This is a genomic window from Trichocoleus sp. FACHB-90, assembly GCF_014695505.1.
Taxonomy (GTDB): Bacteria; Cyanobacteriota; Cyanobacteriia; order Cyanobacteriales; family FACHB-T130; genus Funiculus; species Funiculus sociatus.
Genome location: NZ_JACJOK010000052.1, coordinates 44,650 through 64,412, shown reverse-complemented (window position 1 = coordinate 64,412; position 19,763 = coordinate 44,650). Strand labels below are relative to the sequence as shown.

General features: G+C 46.2%; 15 protein-coding genes. 6 read left to right on the top strand and 9 right to left on the bottom strand.

Annotation, left to right across the window (positions count from 1 at the left end; genetic code table 11):
- The first annotated feature begins 124 nt into the window (after window positions 1-124).
- The 6 genes from H6F74_RS14800 to purU all read left to right on the top strand — a co-directional run bounded on the left by H6F74_RS14800 (window position 125) and on the right by purU (window position 6,171).
- Window positions 125-1,144: an ABC transporter ATP-binding protein gene (locus tag H6F74_RS14800; protein ID WP_190442391.1), complete on the top strand. Its 1,020-nt coding sequence runs from the start codon at window positions 125-127 to the stop codon at window positions 1,142-1,144.
- Entirely contained in the window at window positions 1,144-1,947 is an 804-nt protein-coding gene (locus H6F74_RS14795; protein WP_190442390.1) for an ABC transporter permease, read from the top strand. Before H6F74_RS14800 ends, H6F74_RS14795 begins: the two co-directional genes overlap by 1 nt.
- A 51-nt stretch (window positions 1,948-1,998) precedes the next feature.
- Complete coding sequence (locus H6F74_RS14790; protein WP_190442389.1) at window positions 1,999-2,358, top strand: four helix bundle protein; 360 nt, start codon at window positions 1,999-2,001, stop codon at window positions 2,356-2,358.
- Between the two features lie 33 nt (window positions 2,359-2,391).
- A complete protein-coding gene (locus tag H6F74_RS14785) occupies window positions 2,392-4,179 on the top strand; it encodes a Gldg family protein (RefSeq protein ID WP_190442387.1) in 1,788 nt (595 codons plus the stop codon).
- 172 nt (window positions 4,180-4,351) lie between these two features.
- Window positions 4,352-5,320, top strand: coding sequence for a DUF4340 domain-containing protein (locus H6F74_RS30050; RefSeq protein WP_190442385.1), 969 nt, complete (start codon window positions 4,352-4,354; stop codon window positions 5,318-5,320).
- Window positions 5,317-6,171: a formyltetrahydrofolate deformylase gene (gene purU, locus H6F74_RS14775; RefSeq protein WP_190442383.1), complete on the top strand. Its 855-nt coding sequence runs from the start codon at window positions 5,317-5,319 to the stop codon at window positions 6,169-6,171. Before H6F74_RS30050 ends, purU begins: the two co-directional genes overlap by 4 nt.
- 66 nt (window positions 6,172-6,237) lie before the next feature.
- On the opposite strand, the gene H6F74_RS14770 is transcribed toward purU, so the two are convergent.
- The 9 genes from H6F74_RS14770 to H6F74_RS14730 all read right to left on the bottom strand — a co-directional run bounded on the left by H6F74_RS14770 (window position 6,238) and on the right by H6F74_RS14730 (window position 19,545).
- The gene (locus tag H6F74_RS14770; RefSeq protein WP_190442382.1) at window positions 6,238-6,948 is read right to left on the bottom strand and encodes a hypothetical protein; all 711 of its coding nucleotides are present in this window, start codon (window positions 6,946-6,948) and stop codon (window positions 6,238-6,240) included.
- A gap of 66 nt (window positions 6,949-7,014) precedes the next feature.
- Window positions 7,015-8,586 carry an alkaline phosphatase gene (locus tag H6F74_RS14765; RefSeq protein ID WP_190442381.1) on the bottom strand — a complete coding sequence of 524 codons (1,572 nt, stop codon included), beginning with the start codon at window positions 8,584-8,586 and terminating at the stop codon, window positions 7,015-7,017.
- A gap of 379 nt (window positions 8,587-8,965) precedes the next feature.
- Window positions 8,966-10,555 carry an alkaline phosphatase gene (locus tag H6F74_RS14760; RefSeq protein WP_190442380.1) on the bottom strand — a complete coding sequence of 530 codons (1,590 nt, stop codon included), beginning with the start codon at window positions 10,553-10,555 and terminating at the stop codon, window positions 8,966-8,968.
- A gap of 99 nt (window positions 10,556-10,654) precedes the next feature.
- The gene (locus H6F74_RS14755) at window positions 10,655-11,992 is read right to left on the bottom strand and encodes a phytase (protein ID WP_190442379.1); all 1,338 of its coding nucleotides are present in this window, start codon (window positions 11,990-11,992) and stop codon (window positions 10,655-10,657) included.
- Between the two features lie 434 nt (window positions 11,993-12,426).
- Window positions 12,427-13,320, bottom strand: a complete 894-nt coding sequence (locus H6F74_RS14750) for a hypothetical protein (protein WP_190442378.1) — start codon at window positions 13,318-13,320, stop codon at window positions 12,427-12,429.
- A gap of 200 nt (window positions 13,321-13,520) precedes the next feature.
- Complete coding sequence (locus H6F74_RS14745; protein WP_190442377.1) at window positions 13,521-14,033, bottom strand: hypothetical protein; 513 nt, start codon at window positions 14,031-14,033, stop codon at window positions 13,521-13,523.
- A complete protein-coding gene (locus H6F74_RS14740; protein ID WP_190442376.1) occupies window positions 14,002-15,162 on the bottom strand; it encodes a patatin-like phospholipase family protein in 1,161 nt (386 codons plus the stop codon). The genes H6F74_RS14745 and H6F74_RS14740 overlap by 32 nt, the downstream gene beginning before the upstream one ends.
- Before the next feature lie 453 nt (window positions 15,163-15,615).
- Window positions 15,616-16,635, bottom strand: a complete 1,020-nt coding sequence (locus H6F74_RS14735) for a catalase family protein (protein ID WP_190442375.1) — start codon at window positions 16,633-16,635, stop codon at window positions 15,616-15,618.
- 177 nt (window positions 16,636-16,812) lie between these two features.
- Window positions 16,813-19,545: a caspase family protein gene (locus H6F74_RS14730; RefSeq protein WP_190442373.1), complete on the bottom strand. Its 2,733-nt coding sequence runs from the start codon at window positions 19,543-19,545 to the stop codon at window positions 16,813-16,815.
- Window positions 19,546-19,763 lie beyond the last annotated feature (218 nt).

The following is a 19,763-nucleotide window of genomic DNA, read 5'->3' as shown; positions in this document are numbered from 1 at the left end:
GGAATAAACAACTATTCTCCCCCAGTCCCCAATCCCCAATCCCAAACAAAGGGGAATAGGGAATAAACAACTATTCTCCCCCAATCCCCAATCCCCAATCCCCAATCCCCAATCCCCAACAAAAATGATTGAAGTTGAACATTTAAGCAAAATCTATGGTTCTACCCCAGCGATTCAGGATGTCACCTTTAAAGTGGAACCTGGAGAAATTTTGGGGTTTTTGGGGCCGAATGGCGCAGGAAAAACCACAACCATGAGGATTTTAGCTGGATATCTACCAGCTAGCAGCGGCAGTGCCAAAATTGCCCAGTACGACGTGCATGAAGATTCTATGGCAGTGCGGCGACGAATTGGCTATTTACCAGAAACGCCGCCTTTGTATCCTGACATGACAGTGGAGGGATTTTTGCATTTTGTGGCGCGGATCAAGGGCGTGGCTAGGAAAGTAAGACGCGATCGCGTAAACTCAGCAATGGAACGCTGCAACCTCACCGAAAAGCGCAAAGTCCTAATCCGCAAGCTTTCCAAAGGCTACAGACAGCGAGTAGGCATTGCCCAAGCCATTGTCCACGATCCACCTGCCATTATTCTAGATGAACCCACTGTCGGACTCGACCCCCGGCAAATTATCGATGTCCGCAATTTAATTAAAAGCCTTGCTGGTAGCCACACCATCATCCTCTCAACACACATCTTGCCAGAAGTCAGCATGACTTGTAGCCGGGTGGCAATTATCAATCGCGGTAAAATCGTTGCTACCAACACTCCAGAAAACTTGGTCGCGCAACTAGCTGGAGGTTCTGGCTACGAACTGGAAATCGATGGCGATGAGGAAGCTGCACAACAAATGATTCAAGTTTTGCCGGGAATTCGGTTTGTAGAATCAATCGCCAATAAAGATTTACCGCTCAATCGCAGCCAGATCCGTGTAGTATCAGAACCGGGTGCAGAACCGGGACGAGATATTGCAGCGGTTTTAATTGGTGCTGGTGTGGCTTTGTATGAAATGCGCCGCACTAGGGCTAATCTTGAAGATGTATTTTTAGAACTGACGACGGCAGAGAAAATCCTGCCGATTGTAGATTCGGATGCGTCTGAATCTTCGTCAGAGTCAGCTACCGAAGCAGAGGAGACAACAACTTAATGGGCGTGGTACTTAGTAACATTGTGGCAATTTACCGCAAGGAGTTGCAAGGATATTTTGCTTCGCCACTAGCTTATTTAGTAGCGGGTGTTTTCTGGCTTTTATCAGGCTTCTTTTTTGTCTGGATTTTAGTAGAAATCATTCAACAAGTAGCTTTGGCTGACTTGCAAGGACAGCAAATTGGCGTACCTGTTCCGCCTGTAGATGTTCCTTACGAGTTTTTGCGAAGTTTTTTATATGTAATGGGTTGGTTGGTGTTGTTTGTATTGCCAATTCTTTCGATGGGACTTTATTCTGAGGAACGCAAGCGCGGGACTTTAGAACTATTGGCAACGTCACCGCTGACGAATTGGGCTGTGGCGGTGGGTAAACTTTTAGGAGTGCTGACGTTCTTTACAGTGATGGTGCTGCCGTTGCTTTTGTATGAAGCGATCGCATTTAGTGCAGCCAGTTCCACCGTTCCCCTAGCAGTACCATTACTCGGTCATGCTGGATTAATATTACTTGCAGCAGCGGTTCTGAGTTTGGGAATGTTTATTTCCTCTCTTACTGAAAGTTCAATTGTGGCAGCATTTCTCACCTTTGGATTAATTTTAGCTCTCTGGCTAATGGATCTTGCCGCCAAATGGATCGGCGGTTCATTCGGAGACGCTTTGGGACATTTATCTTTGCTGAGACACTACAACAATTTAGTCCAAGGCGTAGTAGATACCAGCAGTCTAATCTTGTTTGCCAGTTACATTATTTTAGGGTTGTTTCTGACTGCCCAATCCATCGATGCTTTACGATTCCAGCGTTCTTAATTTGGGAAATGGCTAATTGCTAATTGCTAATTGTTAATGGAGGTCGTTTTTATGGGTAGACCGAATTTCGAGAACCTGCAAGTTTATCAATTGTCTGAAAAACTAGCAGATGAAATTTGGCAGATTATTGGTAAATGGAACTCATTTGCTAAAGATACGATTGGCAAGCAAATTGTTCGCTCCGCAGATAGCATTGGTGCCAATATTGCTGAGGGAGAAGGACGGTATAATTACCAAGACAATCGGCCCTTTGTCAAGATTGCCAGAGGGTCTTTGGATGAAACAATCCATTGGCTCAGGCGAGCATACAAGCGCAATCTGTTGACAGATGAACAAATAAACACGCTTAAGCCAATCATTGATGAACTGTTACCCAAGCTAAACGCTTATCTAAAATCACTTGGCAATTAGCAATTAGCAATTAGCAATTAGCAATTAGCAAAAATGAAGAACATCAATTGGAAATATATAAAATATCTCTTTTTGCTTGGCCCCTTTTTGACAATGGCGGGTCTAGTCGCTGGGTTTGTCTCCAACAGCTGGGGGGCGGTACCAGTAGGATTGATTATTGCTGGAATAATAATACTGGGGTTGTGGTTGCTATTTGTAAGCACTGCGCCAGACAGTTTTTGGGGAAAACGATCGACTCAAGCTGGGACGAATGCTTTAGCAGCAACACTGTCTATGCTGGTGATTTTGGGGCTGATTAATTTCTTGGGCGTTCGCCGTGCGTTGCGCGTAGATTTAACAGAAAATCAGCTATTTACTCTCGCCCCCCAATCGCAGCGAGTGGTGGCAAATTTGCAGCAACCAGTCAAGATTTGGGTTTTTGAAAGCAACCCAAATCCTGAAGCCCGACAATTACTAGAAAATTATCGACAGTATGGTTCGCAATTTAATTTTGAGTTTGTTGACCCGCAACTGCGACCGAACTTAGCCCAAAAGTTTAATGTCCAATTACCAGGAGAAGTTTATATAGAATCTGGGACGCGGCGAAAGTTAATTCAGACGCTGAACCAAGAACAGAGAGAGAACCTTTCAGAAACGCAGGTAACGAATGCGATCGCGCAAATTACAGGCGATCGCGCTGGTAAAGTATACTTCCTCCAAGGTCACGGTGAAAGACCCCTAGCTGCGGTGCAAGGCGGACTTTCACAAGCAATAAGCAATTTGGGGGAGAAAAATTACACCGCCGAACCACTTAATTTAGCTAAAACGCCGACAATTCCTGAAGATGCTACTGTAGTTGCGATCGCAGGCCCGAAAAAGGCACTGTTTGCGGGGGAAGTCAAAGCGTTAAACGATTACCTGAAACGCGGCGGTAGCTTGTTAGTAATGGTAGACCCCAATGTTGATCCTGGTTTGGACAGTCTGCTAAAAGAGTGGGGGGTGAAACTAGATAATCGCCTTGCTGTTGACCTTTCTGGACGGCAACTTGGACTAGGGCCTGCGATTATTATGGTGACACGCTACGGTCAGCATCCCATCACTAAAGATTTCGGCGAAGGTCGTTCTTTTTACCCCTTGGCGCGACCAGTTCAAACTACATCAATTATGGGTATTCAGGAAACACCTTTGCTGATTACTAATAATGAAAGTTGGGCGGAAAGCGATCCCGAAAACGACCAGCTAGAGTTTAATCCTCAAAGCGATCGCCAAGGGCCTTTAACTCTCGGTGTCGCCCTGAGTCGCGGATATGCCCCCCAAAGCGCTTCTGTACCATCTCCAAGCCCTACAGGTTCCCCAAGCCCGACAGCTTCGCCCACGACTTCCCCAAGTCCGACAGCTTCACCCACAGCATCACCAAGTCCAACAGCTTCCCCAAGCCCAACAGCTTCCCCAAGCCCGACAGGTTCACCATCTCCTTCCCCAAGTCCAACAGCTTCACCCACGGCTTCACCAAGCCCAACAGCTTCACCCACGGCTTCACCAACAAACCCAGAAAATACTGCCCAAAAGCCAGTTGAATCTCGCCTCGTTGTAGTAGGAAACTCTGACTTTGCTACCGATGGTTTGTTTGAACAACAACTCAATGGAGATGTCTTTCTCAACTCTATCAGTTGGTTAAGTAAACAGGATGAACAAACCCTATCTATTCGTCCCAAAGAAATAAAAGACCGCCGCCTCAACTTGTCACAGCAAAAAGCAAATTTAGTAGGTTGGATGGCTGTGTTGATTATGCCTTTAATTGGGTTTGCTACAGCGGGATTTGTTTGGTGGTTAAGACGCTAGAAATTTTGGATTTTGGATTGATGCCCAAGTTACCTTCAAAAAGAAAAAAAATTATTGCTCTCCTCTTTTCTACCTCCCGCCAGTAAGGGGTAGCAAAGGAAGAAATTTTATTTACGAGGGGGGTTGGGGTGAGGTAATAATCTGAAATCTAAAGTCAACTAATAAATCGATTATGAAGTTACAACGAACAACACTAATTTTGATGGTATTAGCGCTTGGTTTAGGCGGTTTCGTTTATTTTTATGAAATTAAAGGCGAACCGCAACGACAAGCAGCACTGGTGAAACAAAAGCCAATCTTTTCTTTTACTAAAGAGCAAGTTCAAGCTTTAACAATTAAAACTCAGGAACAGACTTTACAATTTGAGCGAATGATCCAGACTGCTGGCAAAAAGTCAAGTCTTTCTGAGTGGCAGATGAAAGCGCCCAATGACAACCCAGCCAGCGATCCGTATGTGTCGTATTTGCTAAATTTGCTAGTGGATAGTAAAAGCGATCGCATCCTCAGCGTCCCCGCTACCCAGCTTCCGGAATATGGATTAGACAAGCCTTTAGCAACCGTAGAAGTAAAACTGAACAATCAGCAAACTCATCAGCTGATTCTGGGGAAACCTGACTTTAACAATAGTTTCTTGTATGCTCAAGTTGACCCCCTTAAATCGCCTTCTGGTCAGCTAAATGTGCTTTTAGTGCCGCTAGAATTTCAGTATGGTGTAAATCGTCCTTTGTCAGAATGGACAGCAAAGGACGAGACGAAAAAAGAAGCACCGTCACCCAGTCCCTCGGCTTCCCCAGAAAATCCGAAAAACAATACTTCTGACAAAACACCGTCACCCAGTCCTTCCCCTTCACCAAAAGCATCGCCATCCACTTCAGAAAAAGCCAGTCCCTCTCCTTCACCAGTAAATCAGAAAACTGATACTTCTAAAAAGGTAGCGCCATCAAATTCAATTAAGCCCAGCCCCTCTCCTTCACCAGAAAGTAAGAAAACTGATACTTCTAAAAAAGCAGCGCCATCTACTTCAGAAAAAGCTAGTCCATCACCTTCGCCAGTAAATCAGAAACCCGATACTTCTAAAAAAGCAGCGCCATCACCATCAAATCCAAATAAGCCCAGCCCCTCTCCTTCGCCTTCACGATGAACAATCCCACCGCAACGCTGCTAGTTTCCTGTCCCGATCAAAGGGGACTGGTGGCAAAAATAGCCAATTTCATCTACGCTAACGGCGGTAATATTATTCATGCCGATCAACACACTGATTTTGCTGCTGGTTTATTTCTCACCCGCATTGAATGGCAATTAGAAGATTTTAATCTGCCGCGAGAGTATATTGCTCCAGCATTCAATGCGATCGCGCAACCTCTACAAGCTAAATGGCAGCTGCACTTTTCTGATACTGTACCCCGCATTGCCATCTGGGTAAGCCGTCAAGATCATTGTCTATTTGACCTAATTTGGCGACATCGCGCCAAAGAATTCTCCGCCGAAATTCCGCTAATTATCAGCAACCATCCCGATTTAAAAGATGTAGCCGCTCAATTTGGCATCGACTATCATCACATTCCGATTACCAAAGAAACCAAATCCGAGCAAGAAGCTAAACAATTAAACTTATTAAAACAGTATAACATTAATTTGGTTTTACTGGCAAAATATATGCAAATTGTCAGCCCGGAATTTATCGCCAAATTTCCGCAAATCATCAACATTCATCACTCATTTTTACCTGCTTTCGTCGGTGCAAACCCCTACCACAAAGCTTACGAACGCGGCGTAAAAATTATCGGTGCTACAGCACATTATGTCACCGCCGACTTAGATGCGGGGCCAATTATTGAGCAAGATGTGGTGCGAGTCAGTCACCGAGATGAGGTAGACGATTTAATTCGCAAAGGCAAAGATTTAGAGCGAGTCGTGTTAGCAAGAGCAGTGCGATCGCATTTACAAAACCGCGTATTAGTCTACGGCAATAAAACAGTAGTATTTGAGTAAATACTGAGCAACCAATGACAATCACGCACCCAAGATGCAAGGGTGCGGATTATCAAGGCGCGAAAGCTACTTAGCCAATTTGGATTTGCGCTTCAACACTGAACCAACGCCTAAAATACCAAAAGCTAAAACACTTAAAGCAGATGTAGGTTCAGGAACCCCAACGCTGACATTATCAATGCCGATAAAGGCGGCACCATCATCATCGCTTCCAGACGCAACCAGACGGAGTTCATCAAACTTCACACCCGAAATTGAAAGCGTAGAATACAGTAGGGAGCTAGTTTCAATAACCCCAAAATCAGCTAGTGCTACGGAGTTACTTTGTACCAGGTTTCCATCTAAGAACGCCTCTAGAGTCAGAAGGTTGTTAGAAGGAGAAAATAACTGACTGAAGATATCTAGACTTGCAGATGATTCTACTTTGCCAGTAGTAATCCGAGTTGAACCAAATCGTCCAAAGCTGGCTTCGGCTCCTTCAGTATAGCCGCCAAAGGTCAGGTAATTGGAATCTGAGAAGAAGTTTCCTAGATAATCTTTCGTAGTACCTTCTATAGAGAAAGTGGTCGGAAATGTCTCCAGTGGAAGACGTGTATCTAAGTCAAAGAAAGTAACTTCATCGTCCGTAATCGTTGTATTTGAAAACCCTTCTAAAAAACCATCAAACGTTGCCGTTCCTGCCAGTGTAGGAGAGGCAAATGCTACAGAAGAGACAATCCCAATAGCAGAGAGTCTAGTGTAGAAATGGGAGTTGATAGCGCTTTTGTTTTTGAGCATTATGTATTTCCTCACGTCAGAAAAATTTGGTGAAATGTTGGTATTTGCAATACGCGCCAGATCGGACTAAACACGCATCGCGCCTGGTCGCCCGTTTTCAACGACAAACGAAGCTAGGGTGCTAATAGAAGCATTCGGGTCGAGAATGGTTGAGACTACGCGGAAATCGGTCTGCCAAGCGTTGCGCGTAAGATTGCAACGGACATAACCCCGGTATTGCCCATCGAAGAACTTAGTATGGGGGTTTTCAGGCAATGCTGCTCGAACTGAGGCAATGGCTGCGGTTGGGAAATCAGAGGTGATGGACGTTCCCACAAACTCAGTAGCGACTGTTGGCGAGGCTGGGTTTTGGAAGTCAGGCTTCAAGTCGTGTACCCAACTCGAATGAATATCTCCGGTCAGCACGACTGGGTTATTCGGCTTGCGGTCTTTGATAAAGCCAAGGATTCGGTTGCGAGAAGCTACGTAGCCATCCCAAGCATCCAAGTTGAAAATTTCAGGCGTTCCGGCAACAAAGTCGTATTCCGCCATCATCACCTGCTGCGCGATGACATTCCAGCGAGTCTGCGACTTGGACAATCCTTGGAGTAGCCACTGCTCTTGCTCTCGACCCGTCATGGTGGCATCAGCAGCGAAAGCTTCAGCGCAACGGGGTTTAAATCCGTCGCCGCACGGCTGATCGCTGCGGTACTGACGGGTATCCAGCACATTGAACTCGGCTAAATCCCCAAAGGTCAAACGCCGATAAAGCCGCATATCCGCACCTTTTGGTAGGGCAGCAGCACGTAGCGGCATATGCTCGTAGTAAGCTTTGTAGGCGTTGGCTCTACGATTTACAAACGCCTGTGGACTTTGACCGTCTTCGGGTATCAAGTCAGCGTAGTCGTTTTCAACTTCGTGGTCGTCCCAAGTGACAATCCAGGGAAACGCCGCATGAGCCGCCTGTAGGTTTGGATCGGTTTTATACAGTGCGTGGCGGTTGCGGTAGTCGCTAAGGCTGACGATTTCCGGACTATTATGTTGACGTGGCCCAATGGGTAGCGGCCCGTATTCGTAGATGTAGTCTCCCAGGTGAACAACAAAGTTCAGGTTTTCCTCAGCTAAATGTTTATAGGCTGTGTAGTAGCCGTTTTGCCAATCTTGACAGGAGGCGAAGGCAAAGTTTAGCTGGTTGATGGGAGTCCCGAAGGCGGGTGCGGTGCGAGTCCTTCCAATGCGGCTGACTTCGTTACCTGCTTTAAACTGATACCAATACCAACGATCCGGCTGCAACCCCCCAACGACGACGCGAATCGAGTGACCGAGTTCGGGGGTAGCGATCGCAGTTCCCCGCAACACCACCTTACTCATGTTCTCGTCGGTGGCAATTTGCCACTGCACCGGGACATTCACAGATGGCATCCCGCCTCCATTTAACGGATCGGGAGCTAACCGCGTCCACAGCACAACGCTGTCTGGAAGCGGATCGCCGGAAGCTACGCCAAGAGTAAACGGGTAGCCGGAAAACCTCGGCTGGGCAACTACTCGGCTTGAAAATTGAGTAGCGATCGCTAGACCCGTCAATGCCCCACCACCAACCAACAACCCCCGCCGTCTCAACCGAGTTGATAACAAACGCTCGAAATCAAAGCCATCCATAGAATACCTTTGCTACTTTTTTGCTAGAGAACGGAAACTCAAAATTGCATAAAGGCATATATCGCCAAATGGCACTCAGATAAGAGCCTTGAAATAAATTTCAGGCTCAAAGCTTAAGTAAGCTAAAGCTTACTAGATCAGCCTTTCAACCCGTTTTAACGGGTTTTAGCTTTTAGCCCGTTCGCGTAGCGTTCCCGTTCCCCGTAGGGGTTCCCGAAGGGTAGGGTACTTTAGTTCAGGGCTTAAACCAGTGCCATTCATCTATCGCTTTTTATCAGTCCTTAAGTAGCAACCAACGTACAGACAAAATAAATCGCGCTACTATTGACAAACACAATGATTCATGCAACCTCAATGCTCGACCGCTGAAGTGTGGAACCTAGACGCGCTTTACAACTCCTCGATCCGGTAACTCGAAGGAAGCTGCTGTGCTGATGGGTGTGTTGGGGTCAGGTACGGTCGTTCTACCGGGCGCAGACTCAGGCAGCAGTCGGAAGTCAGTCCGCCAACGTTCGCGGTTGAGGTCGCAGCGAACGTAACCACGCTGCCGACCGTTGAAATACTTGACCCACGGACTTTCTGGCAGAGCCGCCTCAATGCGATCGCTAGCGCCGAAGCCAGAGGTGATTGAGGTACCCACGAATTCAGTACCCACGGTGGCAGAGTTGGGATTATTGAAATCCGCTTTCAGGTCGTTAACCCAGCTAGAGTGGGTGTCACCCGTGAGAACAACAGGATTAGATGGTTTGCGTTGTTGCAGGAAGTTGAGTATCCGCTTGCGGGGAGCCACATAGCCGTCCCAAGCATCGACGTTGAAAACATCCTCCTCACCTGCTGTCCAGTCGTGCTGGGCAAAGACGACCTGCTGGGCAAGAACATTCCAGCGCGACCGCGAGCGATCCAAACCCTGGAACAGCCACTGCTCTTGCTTTTGACCTGTCATTGTGGCGTTTGGATCGAAAGCTTCGGCACAGCGCGGCTTGATGCCGTCGCCACAAGGCTGATTGCTGCGATACTGACGGGTATCCAGTACATTGAACTCGACTAAATCCCCAAAGCTCAGACGGCGGTACAGCTGCATATCAATCCCCTTAGGCATGGAAGATTGGCGCAGTGGCATATGTTCGTAGTACACCTTGAAAGCATTGGCGCGTCGAGCCAGAAATGCTTGCCGTGACTGTTTTTCAGGGTCTTGCGGAATCTCGTCTGCCCAGTTGTTATCTACTTCGTGATCGTCCCAAGTAAAAGTCCACGGAAAGGCAGCGTGAGCGGCTTGTAAGTTTGGATCGGTTTTGTAAAGGGCATGGCGGTTGCGGTACTCTTCTACTGTCACCGGCTCCGGCCCATTGTGAGAACGGATTGCCTGCGGATTCGCTGCTCCCTCGTAGATGTAATCACCCAGATGCACAACGAGGTCGAGATCCTCTTGAGCCATGTGTTTATAGGCTGCGAAATAGCCAGCTTCCCAAAGCTGACACGAGGCGAACGCAAAGCGGAATCGATCGACGCGAGAACCGAGAGCTGGAGCCGTGCGAGTCCGTCCTATCTGACTAACTTCCGAACCCGCTTTGAACTGATACCAGTACCATTGGGCAGGTTGGAGTCCACCGATAACCACCCGAATCGAGTGACCGAGTTCTGGAGTAGCGATCGCCGTTCCCCGCAACACCACCTTAGTCATGTTCTCGTCCGTGGCAATTTGCCACTGCACCGGGACATTCACAGATGGCATCCCGCCTCCATTAAGCGGATCGGGAGCTAACCGCGTCCATAGCACAACGCTGTCTGGAAGCGGATCGCCGGAAGCTACACCAAGGCTGAAAGGATAACCGGAAAATCTCGGCTGGGCAACTACTCGGCTAGAAAATTGAGTGGCGATCGCTAGTCCAGTCAGACCACCCGCACCAATCATAAATCCTCGCCGTCCCTTTCGGGTTGATAGCAAGCGCTCAAAATCAAAATGATCCATAAACACCCCTCAAAATTGGTAATTGCTAATAATTTGTAGGTTGGGTTGAGGAACCTCACCCAACTTTTCGTGCTGGGTTTCTTTCCTCAGCCCAGCCTACTAACTCAAATTTGTTCTCTTTTCTCTTTGCTGCAACAAACATCCCATGCCAAAAATTGCCAATAGCGTTAAACCGTTATTCCTTGGTTCAGGAACCGATTTCGAGCTGTTTTGACGCGGATTAAAGCTAGTAGTATCAATGAGTAAAGGATTAGGGAAAGCATTTGCTATGTTTTCCCAACCCACAAACTTAAAGTTACTGCTGACATTCTCAAATTCTTGGTCTTCCTCATCAAAGAACAAGACTTCTGGATCGTTAGAACCATCTTGAGTGACGAACAAACCAAAGGGGAACTTTGACCCTAAAGGTACATTAATTACAGCAGCACCATCAGATTCTTGCACTGCATCAATATCCCCAAAAGCCCCTACACCAAAGCTACCCAGATAATCGTTACCGGCTGCACGGTTGTAAACAGCAAAGGTATTATCGCCTTGGCTAGAAGCCAGTAGATAACCTTTACCATCGCCGCCATAATATATAGTTAAACCCTCGACATCCGCCTCTAAATTGCTACCTTCTGGCTTAACTGCATCGATTAAAACGCCATTGCTGCTGCTGGATGGTTCGGCTGAAAACTTCCAAATGCCCCGATTTTCTTGACCTACGTAGAGATAGCCCAACCCATTATCTGCTACCATACCTTCTACTTGGGCATCTTCTAATTCTCCCCCTTCGGGAATGGGAAGAGTGAGCGATCGCACGCTCTTAGCACTCACTTTACCTGAGCCATTGTCAAATAGTTCTAGCTGAGCAACATTACCCGTTTCTCTCTGGGAGACAAAGACGTAATTTTTATTAGAAAATGGGCTTACATACGAGGTTAGACCGTAAGCAGTAGTGCTACCGTTCGATGATTCTCCTATTGGGGTAAAGATGGTTCCCAGATCAGGTGCAGCGACGTTTTCTAAAAGGCGAGTTATCGGGTCAATTTTGAAGATGGCGAGGGTGTCGTTGAGCCGGTCGGATGCGATCGCTAAGTCAACTGACTGACCGCCGAGATTGAACCCATACAACAAATCGACGTTATTGTATCGCACATCGCCGGGTAGTATAGATTGCAACAGCTTTCCGTCTAAGTCGTATACCCCCAGTCCCGCATTTTTGAGAGTTCCCAGAACCAAACTCAACGATGGATCGGTTGGGTGCAGCCAAATAGCCGGGTCATCTGCATCACCAGGCGGGTCTACAATCTCGTCTAGGACTTCCGGCGTTTCTACTATTGGACGCACCAAACTTACTGCCGCAGCCGCCCGTGTGTCCGATAATACACACAGAGCTGCTAAGCAGCTAGTTATGATAGGCGCGATCGCTCTCTCCCAATTGCCTTTCCCCATTGCTTCTCCTCATCAAGACGTACCCCTAAACTCAGCAATACATAGTGTTTTTACTGAGGGTTTTTCAGCTTGAGCGGTAACAATCCGTATATTTACGGATTGTTATCAACCTAAGCCTACGGTCAAGACATTAGGAGAAGGTTATCTGCGTGTAATGGGAGTAATAAGACGGGTCATCTTCACGAAAACTTCACAATCAAGCCGCCAATCCAGCACAATTATGAAGTTATAGCGATCGCGTCAATTCATTCAACGTATAATTAACAACAGTAGCTTCTAAGTAAAGAATGAAGCGTATAGCGGAAAGAGCGATCGCACTTGCAAAATCGAGTGTTGGTGTACGGTAATAGAACAGTAGTGTTTGAGTAAGCGATCGCGCTGTAGCATTGAAGATAACTAGAGAGCGATCGCGTTCTAAGGATGCAAGGGTTTTACTATTGAGTTGGCGAAGGCTTAGGCGAAGCCATAAGCTTTTTAGTTTGCACAGCTTTAGGCGAAGATGTAACCTTTTCCGGAACAGTTAATCTCTCTAAATTACGTTCAATACCAGTAATGCGCGTAGCATCAAAGGCAATGGGAATTTTATTTAATTCAGCCATTTTCTTGTCTACATAGTGAATAAAGCGACTCGTTTCTGTGGGACTAAACGCATCGGGTTTTTCCGGATCGCCACCAATAGTTCCACCAGTAGCTAAGTAGCTGCGTACCTCGTTTCTTAAAGAGATATGTTCCAAATATAAATCCCGACTTGCTGCGCTACTTTCATCATGCTTAAAAATTCCCGGCAAATCCCCGAAGTAAATTACAGCACTGGAAGTGACAATGAAGACATTTATTAAAGCATTATTAGCTTTCTCCCATCCCACTTTACTAATAAAAAACAAACAAATTCCAGCCACTAAAGCAGAAGCTGATGTCAGGGAAATTGACATATAGTAGTGCTTGTAGAAAAAGACCATCATCGCCGAATATCGATTAATTCGTGACTGAATTTCATTAAGTTGTTCGGCTAGTCTTGCTCTGTCAGATGCGCCGGGTTTTAAACCATTATCAACTGGGGTAAGTTCTTTTTGAGGACTTAGCCAATTATTTGCTGTTTTATCTGCATACCATTCCAGCGAAAAGTAACCAAGTCCAATTAGGGTTAGCAAACCGCTTGTAATTAAAAAATGTCCTAAAAGAGTTGGTTGTTGATTCGGTCTTCCCTTAAATGTCTTCCAGAAAAATTGGCGAAATCCGCTCCTATTTTGAGGGGGATTTATTGTGCTATTTTGAACAGGTGAGTTTGTCTCTACCTTGAGATTTTCGGAATTGTCTGCTAACGTCATTTTTTTTACCTTGTGGAATACAAAAAGTTTTAAAGAAGGGATGCGATCACATTCCTCTTGTTCTGCTACCGTACAAGAGATGCGATCGCGTTCCTACAAGTAGTTTTACTGCCGACCTTTCGTGCCTGAAACTGTTAAGCTGGCTGTTTCTTGACAACAGCTTTGAGCTGCTTTGGGTAAGAAGTCTAATATTTTAAACTTTAAACCCAACTTAACTTCACCCAAATAATGCCACCAACTGCTGCATAAAGTAGTCCCAAAATGATTAAGCCAAACTTGAAAATAGCAGACCATTTGGCAAGTTGAGGCAAAGTAGCCCTTACGGAACCAACCAGGATAATCGTGAGAGCAATATTTTCTACCATATCCAGCAACGCCGCCACCCATTGTCCCCACGCCAACCAAATTCCAACTGTTGCCAAAGGTAAAGAATAAGCTTGCAGTACGTTGGCTAGCCAGACACAGGCAAGGCCAATTGTTGTTGAATAAACAACCAGGAAGAGAAAGTCTAACCCCAGGCTAAAAGCAGCCCACATTTTATCTGTTTCTTTCCAAGATTTGATGACCTTAAGAGCATTGAGTTCAAACTGTACGATGTCGGGTTTTAGGGGAATCGCCGACAGCACAGCTGCTAAAAGTAGAGTCAATGCCAGCAAGGGCAAAAATACCTGCACGTAGTTATCAGCAGGAATAAACTGAAAGGGGTGTGACATTTTCTTCTCCAACGACACTTTGCTTATTTGTTTCTGATGTCAGGATTTTCACCAGGTCGTTCAGTTGCTCGTCAACTTCTTTGCAGTAAATTTCCACCCGATTTTTCAGCGCATCAAGTTTACCGGGATTAGCATTGAAAGCAGGGATACTGCTAGCTTCGTCGAGGAGGGGTTGGAAACGGAAATAGTTTTCCTTCCAGAGGATTTGTTGAGCAATGTAATCAGTTGCATCAGTAGAACCATCGAAAAGGATATCGATAATAGGTACACCCTTAAATGGACTTGCCCATTCAGCAGCACCCCATCCTCTTGCTTGTTCGATGCCAATTTTTCTAGCAATTGGCTGCCCCGTGCCGAAGGAAGCAACTACAATATCTTTTATCTCAACCCACTCGTATCCTTCAGGAATCCGTTTCTTCGGATTAGTTGGAGGATAGAGGTTCCAGTGCAAGCGTTCAGCGATCGCGCAAAGCGCCGGATCGTTAGCCACCACACCGCCATCAATTAATGGAATGCCTCCCTGCGAGGGAATTTCATAACCCTTTGCCTTGTAATATTCCAGAAAGTGCTTGTTCTTCATTTCATAGGCAGGAAAGGCTACGGGTGCAGCAGCCGAGGATCTACAAATCTCCCATACAGGTATTTTTCCTAGTAGAGGTTCAGTATTTTTGAACACTACAGCCTGTCGATTGTAGGTGTCATAACTCGTGATGATGGTTGGTTTCGGCAAGTCTTCAAAAAGAAGCTGTTCCCCAAACTGGTTCCTAAATACGTCTTTCAAAACAGTCTCCAATCCAGTGCCGTCATAAATCGGCTGGCTGAATCCATTAGTAATGCGCCCTACCATGCCTCTAATGACGTTCCAGAATTTAGGAAATATTTCAATCCCCCGATTCAGGTACAAATCTTTAATTTCAGTAGCACTAATTCCATTAGCTACACCGCAGGCGATGATACTGCCAGTGGAGGTTCCCGCGATCGCATCGAAGTAATCTCCTAGTCGCACCTTCCGGTTTGGTTCCCATTCTTGTAGCTTTTTTTCCAAGCACTCTAACAAAATTGCGGATACTAAACCACGGATACCGCCGCCATCCAGCGCAAGGATGCGATAAGGTTTGTTAGCTTTCATTTGTGTTCCTCTACTTTTGAATTAACTACTTAATCAGTCAAAAATCTTATTGGGTGCGTTGCTCGCAGGAGACGCTAAAAATACGTCAAGTTACAGGGGTTTGCCCTCTCACTGTTCTTGCCATTCAGTAGACTTCTTGCAAAAAGTCAACTAAAGCTGAATGGCACTGACTTAAGCCCTGAACTAAAGTTTGGGCTAAGAGCTAAAGTCAGTTGAAACTGACTGAAATACTGGGAGGGCAAAGGCTTTCAACCTGTTTTAACAGGTTTTAGCTTTAAGCCTGAGATTTATCTCAAGGCTCTTATGTCAGCGCCATTTAACTAAAGCTATGTTTCTGTAGGACTTATCACCCTTGTCTTTGAGATTTATGCAAAAAGTCTGGTGTTATGTTGACGGCTAGCGCGATCGCGTCTTGCGTTTTTGGGGATGCGATCGCACACTTCCTGAGTGCTTTTACTCAGGGAATAGTTCAGAAAACTCTTCTTCCGTGGGTTCTTTTTTGGGAACTTCGTTCCGTTCGTGACGCAACTCTGAAATCGCTTCGTAAACTTTCTGACGAGCGTGATTAATTCCACCTAGTGGCTCATGTTCGGGCAGAGAATGCCACGGAGTGTAGGACAGATGCTCGCAAAATCTTATCTGTTCATCGGAGTCGAAAGACTGAGCTGGAATCTCGATAGTGGCAACCTTATGAAAAGGCGACTTCCACTCGATAGTTGGATCTTCGATTGGCATCCGCTCAGCGTCAGTTTGGAACTGAACTAAAAAATCAAAAGAAGCGTGCTTTTTCTGCATCTTCAAATGCTCGACCATCGCTTCCCGCAGATAGTTCGGAGACTTAGAGGCTGGCCTGCCTGACTTATTTTTAGGAGAGGGTTTAACGGCAAACTTGATTGCTTGTGAACCGAGTTTGTATGGAGTCGTACTCCAATATTTAATCTCAAGCGGACTAACAACCTTATGACTTTGAATTGCTCTGGCAGTCATAAACTCATGCAAGCGCCATTGAAACGGATTCAATCCGGGAAAGAAAAACTTTAATGGTGACTTGCCTTGCGACTGTTCAACAGCTTTAAAGAACTCTGCAAAGTCTATAGCGTTCCGAATAAAGAAGACCGGGTGGTTGATCGTTACAAAATCCTGAGTCTTCTCTTGCTCTTCGTCTGGCACAAAGAGTTTAATCGCCATACCGCGAGCATCATCTTTAGTATCAGGCTGTTCGACATCTCCTGAAGCATTGGAGAAGCGAATACAAGCAGTAAAACGCTTACCTGGCTCTTTAAAAACGCCAAATCTCATTTCTTCTGGCAAGTTAGCTTCAACAATAAATTCTCCTCTCAGACAACCATGATGTTTAGCGTGTTGTCCGCGTGGAACTAGCGGTTGCTCGCGCAGACGTTCTTTGCTAATCCTGACAATTTCATCGATAGCCTTACCTTGCAGTGTATCTGCAAAATTTCCTGCTAGTTTCATTGTTTAATCTCCTAAAATACGATGAGGCGATCGCGTCTCTGCTACCTGTTGTGTAAAGTTTGTGTAAGGGATGCGATCGCTCTTGCCAGTTCCCGAAGTTAGGGGGGAGGCGATCGCACTCAATCCTAATGTTTCTGCTAACTCATAACGACACAGACCAGTTGTGCAGGAAGATTACTAGGCTTCAAGTTGAACAAAGTCCTCGCTTAAATCTAGGTTTTCTTCAGCACCGCAACCATTGGTACTGCCAAGTTCAGGAGTGTTGTCCCAATCAGTTTCAGGAAAATCGCCCCAATTTGCCTCTTCACTAGCGTCGCTATCGCCAAAATTGATTGCGAATGGAATTTGGCGATCGAAGTTTACGTCTAAAGTACCTGGTGTATAGCGATAATCTGGACTTTGCGAACTCTGCATGAGCCTCACAATTGCTCGATAAAACTCAAAGTAGCTGTCTGTAAAGGGCCCTTGGTTCCACACTTTAAGTAGTGCTTGAGTAAAATCTCCATGTTCGAGATTCTCTTGTGCTTCCTGGTTTTCTTGGCAAGCAGAGAGGAGAATTACACTAGCTCCAATTGCATCGCGATCGCCTGCACGACTCGATTTTTGTATCGTGCGGTAAAGCCCGTGATTGGCATAGTACGTCTTGTACTTAAGCTCCTGTGGCATCGCCCGGACTTTAGACAGTTCAGTTGTCCTCATTGTGCCCGACCATTCTGGACTAAACCCGGTGATAGAGTCAGTTGAGAATAAAGCTTTGTGGGGCGTTCTTGTCACGGAACCGCTATAACAACTATCAGAAATGACTAAAATGCGAACTCCTGGCTTGAACTGTGCAAATAAGGCGTTTAATTCATCGTCAAGCAATTCGCGATTGTATAACACCCAGGTTTCATCCAGCTTGTCTACCTCATCGTTATTGAAATCAGGTATCTGTCCTCCGTGACCAGCATAAGTCAGCAACAGGATATCTCCTGACTCCAGTTCTCTTCCCGCCTGAGCGATCGCATCTCTAACGCGGGTGCAAGTTGCTTGCTCGGTTAAGAGTAGTTGAGAGGCAAATCCTTGTTGGTCTGCGATCGTTTGCATTGCTCTCGCATCATTCTCAGCAGCATTCAGTTGCCCAGACCATCCTTGATAGTGATGTTCGTCAACGCGATTGATGCCAATGTGAATGGAAACACCTTTTGGTTGATGATTTCGCGATCTTCCGAGAGCAGGTGCCCTGCGCGTGCCAGGATACTGAATTTCTAACGGAATCTGCTTGACCCCCGCACTGCGAACCGCTACCATAACGTCGCGGAAGCGATCGAAGCTACGCTTGTTTTGAATGACAATGCAGCCTTGGCTTCCCGGCACATTAGCATCGAAATGAACGCCAAAATCGCCACGTTTAACTCCATTGGGACCTGTAACCATAAAAGGCGCAATGGGGAAAAACCAGCCGTTAACACCGGGTTTTTTTGGCATATAAATACCTGCGGTGTTGATGGTAAATCCGTTGACCTTCGGGATAGGTCCTCGACCGGGTTTCCAAAGATCGTCTGCACCTTGAGTTCCTGGCAATCCGCTAGTAGCCACAGCATCAAAAATTTGCTTGCCATTTGCATCAAACAAAAAGATGTGACCCGTCACCATCCGAGAGGTATTGGCAAGCTGCATTTTAAATAAAGCTCTGGCTGGTTTAACAGGTGCGCGGCTGCGTCCCCCATACTCTACCTTCAACGGCATCTTAGAAACGCCTGCTTTACGAGCGTTTTCCATCAAGGCACAGAAGCGATCGTAAGTGTTGGGGTTAATGATGCCAATTCCCCCACCCGTTCCGGGATTGCCAGCATCGTTGTATACACCAAAACCGCCGCGAGTGTCTCCAGTGCTGGGGTTTTCAAATATGTAAGGCAAAACTGGAAAAAATAACCCGTTGACTTCCCTCGATTCAATAGTTGTGCCTTCAGTAGAAAGTTCAATTCCTGCTAAATCTGGAATAGGTCCTTGAGCGCGTTTCCACAAATCATCTGCACTTTGATAACCCGGCAATCCACTCGTCGCTACTGCATCAAAGATTTGTTTGTTGTTGGCATCAAACAGAAATAGATGACCCACCACTAAACCTGTGGTGTCTTCTAGCTGCATTCTGAAAAGTGCTTTTGTCGGCTTTTCGGTAGTGCTTGGAGGATTTAGAGGTGTAGGCAAAGTTTCCCCACCATAATTTAGCTTCCAAGCTTCTCCCCGTTCGCCTATGTCGGGTAGTCGCCATACAGAAGAGCCAGGATAGCGATCTAAGAACTTTTGTAGAGTTGCAGCAGTGGTAGGTCTTTCCGAGTCTGATTCAGAACCCCAAATAGGCAATATTGGTTTTTTTAGACCCAATTTTTTGTGAGCATCAGATGCTACTTTGACCTCCGCTTCATCGCTACCAAACCCCCATTTTTCAAAATACATTTGGGGCAATGCCAAGTCGCAAAGGTCGTCTAGCAGTCTCCAAGGAATCTCTGGATGGACACCTGGATGACCGAAGCTGGTGTAGCCTAATGTACCCGGTTGAACGTAGGGGCGAAGGGCTTGAATCAGCCTTTTAACGTCATCGTGCGTATTCCGATTTTTAACTTCTTCTTCTAAATCGAGAATGTAGCCATCAATGCCGCAGTCTAAAGCTTTACGCACGGCACTAACCTGCGCCTCAATATTCGGCGTTCCGTAGTGATAACCCCAGCCATAAACTTCAATTTTTGCTTGGTGAAACTTTTCAATCACTGCCTTTGAGCATTGATGCGCCCAGAACATGGGGCGACTTCTACCATCAAAAACTTTCAGGTAAACGCGCTGGCAATTCTGTTGCTTGAGGCGTGCTATGTAATCTGGACGGATTTTAGATAAATTCCAAATCCAAGCGCCGTGAGGATGTTGAGCCATGATTTTTTCCTAATTGCTGTAACTTGTGTAGCCAGTCAATACTTGCGGTCGTTTTCGGTGACGACAGCACCATGCGTTTGAAGCTGGTTATGTGCCGTCAGGGTAAGAGTTGTGCTGCGTCTTCGGGGGAAGCAGTGAAGCGCGATCGCATTGTTTCTGCCTAACCTGAACCGTTTCTATTAGAGCCTGCGTAAACTTGTAAGCATATTTGCCTACGT

Coding starts and splice junctions, on each gene's coding strand:
- H6F74_RS14800 (WP_190442391.1), top strand. CDS start 125: ATGATTGAAGTTGAACATTTAAGCAAAATCTATGGTTCTACCCCAGCG.
- H6F74_RS14795 (WP_190442390.1), top strand. CDS start 1,144: ATGGGCGTGGTACTTAGTAACATTGTGGCAATTTACCGCAAGGAGTTG.
- H6F74_RS14790 (WP_190442389.1), top strand. CDS start 1,999: ATGGGTAGACCGAATTTCGAGAACCTGCAAGTTTATCAATTGTCTGAA.
- H6F74_RS14785 (WP_190442387.1), top strand. CDS start 2,392: ATGAAGAACATCAATTGGAAATATATAAAATATCTCTTTTTGCTTGGC.
- H6F74_RS30050 (WP_190442385.1), top strand. CDS start 4,352: ATGAAGTTACAACGAACAACACTAATTTTGATGGTATTAGCGCTTGGT.
- purU (WP_190442383.1), top strand. CDS start 5,317: ATGAACAATCCCACCGCAACGCTGCTAGTTTCCTGTCCCGATCAAAGG.
- H6F74_RS14770 (WP_190442382.1), bottom strand. CDS start 6,948: ATGCTCAAAAACAAAAGCGCTATCAACTCCCATTTCTACACTAGACTC.
- H6F74_RS14765 (WP_190442381.1), bottom strand. CDS start 8,586: ATGGATGGCTTTGATTTCGAGCGTTTGTTATCAACTCGGTTGAGACGG.
- H6F74_RS14760 (WP_190442380.1), bottom strand. CDS start 10,555: ATGGATCATTTTGATTTTGAGCGCTTGCTATCAACCCGAAAGGGACGG.
- H6F74_RS14755 (WP_190442379.1), bottom strand. CDS start 11,992: ATGGGGAAAGGCAATTGGGAGAGAGCGATCGCGCCTATCATAACTAGC.
- H6F74_RS14750 (WP_190442378.1), bottom strand. CDS start 13,320: ATGACGTTAGCAGACAATTCCGAAAATCTCAAGGTAGAGACAAACTCA.
- H6F74_RS14745 (WP_190442377.1), bottom strand. CDS start 14,033: ATGTCACACCCCTTTCAGTTTATTCCTGCTGATAACTACGTGCAGGTA.
- H6F74_RS14740 (WP_190442376.1), bottom strand. CDS start 15,162: ATGAAAGCTAACAAACCTTATCGCATCCTTGCGCTGGATGGCGGCGGT.
- H6F74_RS14735 (WP_190442375.1), bottom strand. CDS start 16,635: ATGAAACTAGCAGGAAATTTTGCAGATACACTGCAAGGTAAGGCTATC.
- H6F74_RS14730 (WP_190442373.1), bottom strand. CDS start 19,545: ATGGCTCAACATCCTCACGGCGCTTGGATTTGGAATTTATCTAAAATC.